6 protein-coding genes are annotated in these 3594 nt (G+C 57.7%); all 6 read right to left on the reverse strand.

Features of this window, described 5'->3' with window-relative positions; genetic code table 11:
- Window positions 1–130 precede the first annotated feature (130 nt).
- Window positions 131–478 (reverse strand): hypothetical protein, encoded by a 348-nt coding sequence (locus RQP53_RS24545; protein ID WP_315653365.1) that lies wholly within the window; start codon window positions 476–478, stop codon window positions 131–133.
- Entirely contained in the window at window positions 471–1385 is a 915-nt protein-coding gene (locus RQP53_RS24550; RefSeq protein ID WP_315653366.1) for a WD40 repeat domain-containing protein, read from the reverse strand. The genes RQP53_RS24545 and RQP53_RS24550 overlap by 8 nt, the downstream gene beginning before the upstream one ends.
- 121 nt (window positions 1386–1506) lie before the next feature.
- A complete protein-coding gene (locus RQP53_RS24555) occupies window positions 1507–1851 on the reverse strand; it encodes a hypothetical protein (RefSeq protein ID WP_491572055.1) in 345 nt (114 codons plus the stop codon).
- 103 nt (window positions 1852–1954) lie between these two features.
- Window positions 1955–2269 carry a hypothetical protein gene (locus RQP53_RS24560; protein WP_315653368.1) on the reverse strand — a complete coding sequence of 105 codons (315 nt, stop codon included), beginning with the start codon at window positions 2267–2269 and terminating at the stop codon, window positions 1955–1957.
- A 137-nt stretch (window positions 2270–2406) separates the two neighbouring features.
- A complete protein-coding gene (locus tag RQP53_RS24565; protein ID WP_315653369.1) occupies window positions 2407–2817 on the reverse strand; it encodes a zinc-ribbon domain containing protein in 411 nt (136 codons plus the stop codon).
- A gap of 120 nt (window positions 2818–2937) precedes the next feature.
- Window positions 2938–3324 (reverse strand): hypothetical protein, encoded by a 387-nt coding sequence (locus RQP53_RS24570; RefSeq protein WP_315653370.1) that lies wholly within the window; start codon window positions 3322–3324, stop codon window positions 2938–2940.
- Between the last annotated feature and the right edge of the window lie 270 nt (window positions 3325–3594).

Raw genomic sequence — 3594 nt, forward strand, 5'->3', positions numbered from 1 at the left:
AACGACTGCGACCACATCGCAGCTGAACTCAACGACCGGCCACGTGAGCGGCTGGGCTTCAGGACACCGAGGGAGGCCTTCTCTCGGTACTAGCGGTGTTGCACTTCAAAGTTGACTTCAAGACGCAAATTCATGTGTAAACGCCAAGAACCAGGCGCGCAATCAAAAGGGCTAGACAGCTTGGCGCCAATATGAGGCACCCAATTGCGGGCAGCGCGGCTCTCCGAATGGCTGCAGACAACGCAAAGCCCGACGCAATTGCGCCCACCACCCAGATCGCCAGGCCAAGATTGATCGAGATGGCACTACCTGCCATCAGCGCCGCGGTGCCAAAGACAGAGAAGCCAAGTATGGAGCTCCCCGCCAAGAGCAACCAGGCCGTGAAAGAACGGAAGGTATTCACTGCGTTATAACGTTGAAGCTGAGCCGCGTACGGAGGCTTGCCGACGGACGTCGGCTCGAGCGACAGGTTAGACATCACTGGGCACCATGGCGGCAAATCGGCATGCCGACCAAGAACCAAGGACTACCTCAGCCCCGTTGCTAAGAATAGCAAGATCGGCGGGGTATTCCTCGGGGTAAGTGGCGTATGGAGTGAGGTCTGGTGCTGAGTAGATGACGAACCCGCCTTTTGAGACCGTACCGACAAGTTTTGAATCGCGGGACCAGCGTGTACTTGACCCTGTGCCGCCAATAGTCAGTGGTGTTGACGCGAGCACCGAACCAGATGAGGACAGTATTCGAAGCACTCTGACATTCGTCTCCTCGCAGAAACCAACAACTGCGATGTAGGGCGCCGTGGGCGCCAGTGCTGCTGCATCAAGGGTCTTCAGCCCAACGCTGAAAGTTGACTGAGCGGCACGGAGAGGCCATTTCCACAGGCTGACGTTTGGCCGAGGGGTCTCAGCGACTTCAGGTTTGTACTTTGTCGTGTGAGCGAACAGCCAGAGGTCACCCTGTTCGTTCCGGGAAACTGCCTTGATCATCTCGCCCTCAAAGGCGAAGGACTCAATGACACTCAGATTTGAAACCTGCCGGACACGGATCTCTCCAGACCACGAGCCATCGACAAGGAAGTCGCTATCTGGAGCGAACCTAATCGCAGTTCCCTCGTCCTGCCGTTTCGGCCGATGTGAGCACAGGTTCTCGCCACTTTTTGTATCCAGTACGGCGATCTCTCCCCAGGTACTTTTTACTACGAGCAAGCGATCATCGGCACTGAAATCCGCGTGTGACGGATGCGACAGCGGATGCGATGTGTTCAAGCGTCTTCGGCAGTCCAAATCAGCGATGACGACATTGCGGCCGAGTGCTGCGATGAGGCTCTCGCTGTGAGAAACGCATAAGGCGTAGCTTGTGGGGAGCTTGAGCGCGCGAGATGCCATGGCGGTTGTTTGTGATGCCTAACGATGAAGCTAACCGGCCCGCAGCGGCGTGACGCGGCTGGCCGAGAATGAAATGACGGCCAGCCGGGGCATGCCGTTGCGGGTCCGGTTGAGCGAGTGGTTAGGTGCCACGCTCGCCCCTCGAAAGCCGCCGGACGATGCTCGGCACGACAACGAACCATTGCAAGTAGCCGAGTGAAACCATAGCAAGCCAGTCAGGCAGCAGGTCCATGAATGGGGAGTAGGTTAGACCGAATTTCGCATACAACTGCGACATAAGCATTCCAACAATTGCCGCGGCCGGCAGGCCAATTGGAAATGTTAGCCCGATCATCAGCCAGGTGAACGCCACCGGCATGTCGTGCACATCGCGCTGCACAAACGCGAACACCAAAAGGCCGGCGCACATGAGCAGCCAGAGTAGCGCAAGCGCTCGTCCGATGACGGTCTTTGGTATTAGTGGCATCTAACGATTGAGCTGAGCTGCGAGCGGCGGCTGGGCACGAAAGGCCCAGAATGAAATGAGGGCCTGAAGTGCGCAGCCGTTGCGAGTCAGCTCGAGCGCGAGGTTAGGTGGCATTTTCAGGCGCCACAGGTTTGAGCCGATGCATGACAAACCCCAAGGCCAGCACAACCCCGCCGACTGAGGCCACAAAGCACCAAGCAAGAAAGAAGTCCAACTGCTCTTCCTGCGCCTGAACCTCAGATGGCCGAATGGGCCGAAGCACAAGCTGCACTGCATTTGCAATCTCGGATTCGACCTGGCGAGGTAGCGCTGCGTTAAGGCGCCAGAACCACGAACTCTCGACGACCCACGTGGCCAGATAGAGAGAAGCGGCAATCACAATCACCGCGACGGCCGCGAGGCGGGCAGCGATATTCAATCGTCGAAGTAGTGCAGCCTTCACCAAGTGCAACCTAACGTTTGAGCTAACCGGCCCGCGACGGTATGACGCCGCAGGGCCAGAATGAAATGAGGCCCGAAGGCGGCATGCCGTTGCGGGTCCGGTTGAGCGAGTGGTTAGGCCGCATTCTTGCCCTTGTCCGCAATTCCAGCAAAGTGAACATCTCTCGCAGCATTGCGGCGATCCTGCTCCCGCTTCCTGCAAGGACGGCACAGAACAGCTATTGTCCAAACGTCGCCCTTTGCCGACTCGTACCACCATTTCTGCTGCGTCTCGGTCCACACCTGAGCGACGCCGCATGACTTGCAGTTAAACGGCCTGTCCAGGTAATAGCCGCGCTTGACGAAGTCCGGCTTGCCGACGCTATTGGTTGGGAGAAGATTATTTGGATTGACCAGTACATGCTTCTTCGCCGCTAGCATATGTGCGCGGGTGCGCTCGCGTTCTCGCTCACGCGCAGATTCACTTGCCATCACGCCGCGTTTCACACGACGATGTTCGAGGATTGGAGGACGCTGCTGCTTCATGCGGTCTAACGTTGTAGCTAACCGGCCCGCAGCGGCGTGACGCGGCTGGCCGAGAATGAAAAGACGGCCAGCCGGGGCATGCCGTTGCGGGTCCGGTTGAGCGAGTGGTTAGACCTCGCTCTAGGTTCGAATTGCCATCAGGACTACAGCAGGAATCGCCGTGATGCCCAGCAGTAGTCCGAAATACAGGAAAGCCAGAATTGCGCCTCGCGGGAAGGTCAGAGAATTGCCATCAGCTCCACGGGCATAGGAACCCAGGTACCAGCCTCCTAAGAGGGCATGAAACGCTATTGAAGCGCCGATTGCAAGTGGCAGCGGTGGTGCGGACCCAGCCAGGTTTTTCATGAGGCCCATTACCGAGATGCCGACCACGAATAGAAGAACGTATCCAAACGCGTGCCCCCAGCTCAGCTTTGAGCGACGATAGAGACGAGCTGCGAGCTTCGCGACCGCAGCCATGCCGGTAATAGCGAGAAGGATGGGCGCAAGGGAGAGAATTTCTGACATAGCGAAGTAGACCGGACGGAGTGATGTAGAACAAGGTCTAACGTTTGAGCTAACCGGCCCGCGACGGCAGGACGCCGAAGGGCCAGAATGAAATGAGGCCCGTAGGAGGCATGCTGTTGTGGGTCCGGTTGAGCGATTGGTTAGGCCTCGCAGCTTGGCAAACTAAGTGCAACACCTTCTCCAAAAGAGGTGGGGAGTGGCGACACTGTTCACACCTCATCCGGCAAGAAGGGGTTGTGAACATGGAATATCGCCAACTCACCCAAGACG

Source organism: Roseateles aquae (genome assembly GCF_032337115.1).
GTDB lineage: Bacteria > Pseudomonadota > Gammaproteobacteria > Burkholderiales > Burkholderiaceae_C > Roseateles_C > Roseateles_C aquae.

Coding starts and splice junctions, on each gene's coding strand:
- RQP53_RS24545 (WP_315653365.1), bottom strand. CDS start 478: ATGTCTAACCTGTCGCTCGAGCCGACGTCCGTCGGCAAGCCTCCGTAC.
- RQP53_RS24550 (WP_315653366.1), bottom strand. CDS start 1,385: ATGGCATCTCGCGCGCTCAAGCTCCCCACAAGCTACGCCTTATGCGTT.
- RQP53_RS24555 (WP_491572055.1), bottom strand. CDS start 1,851: ATGCCACTAATACCAAAGACCGTCATCGGACGAGCGCTTGCGCTACTC.
- RQP53_RS24565 (WP_315653369.1), bottom strand. CDS start 2,817: ATGAAGCAGCAGCGTCCTCCAATCCTCGAACATCGTCGTGTGAAACGC.
- RQP53_RS24570 (WP_315653370.1), bottom strand. CDS start 3,324: ATGTCAGAAATTCTCTCCCTTGCGCCCATCCTTCTCGCTATTACCGGC.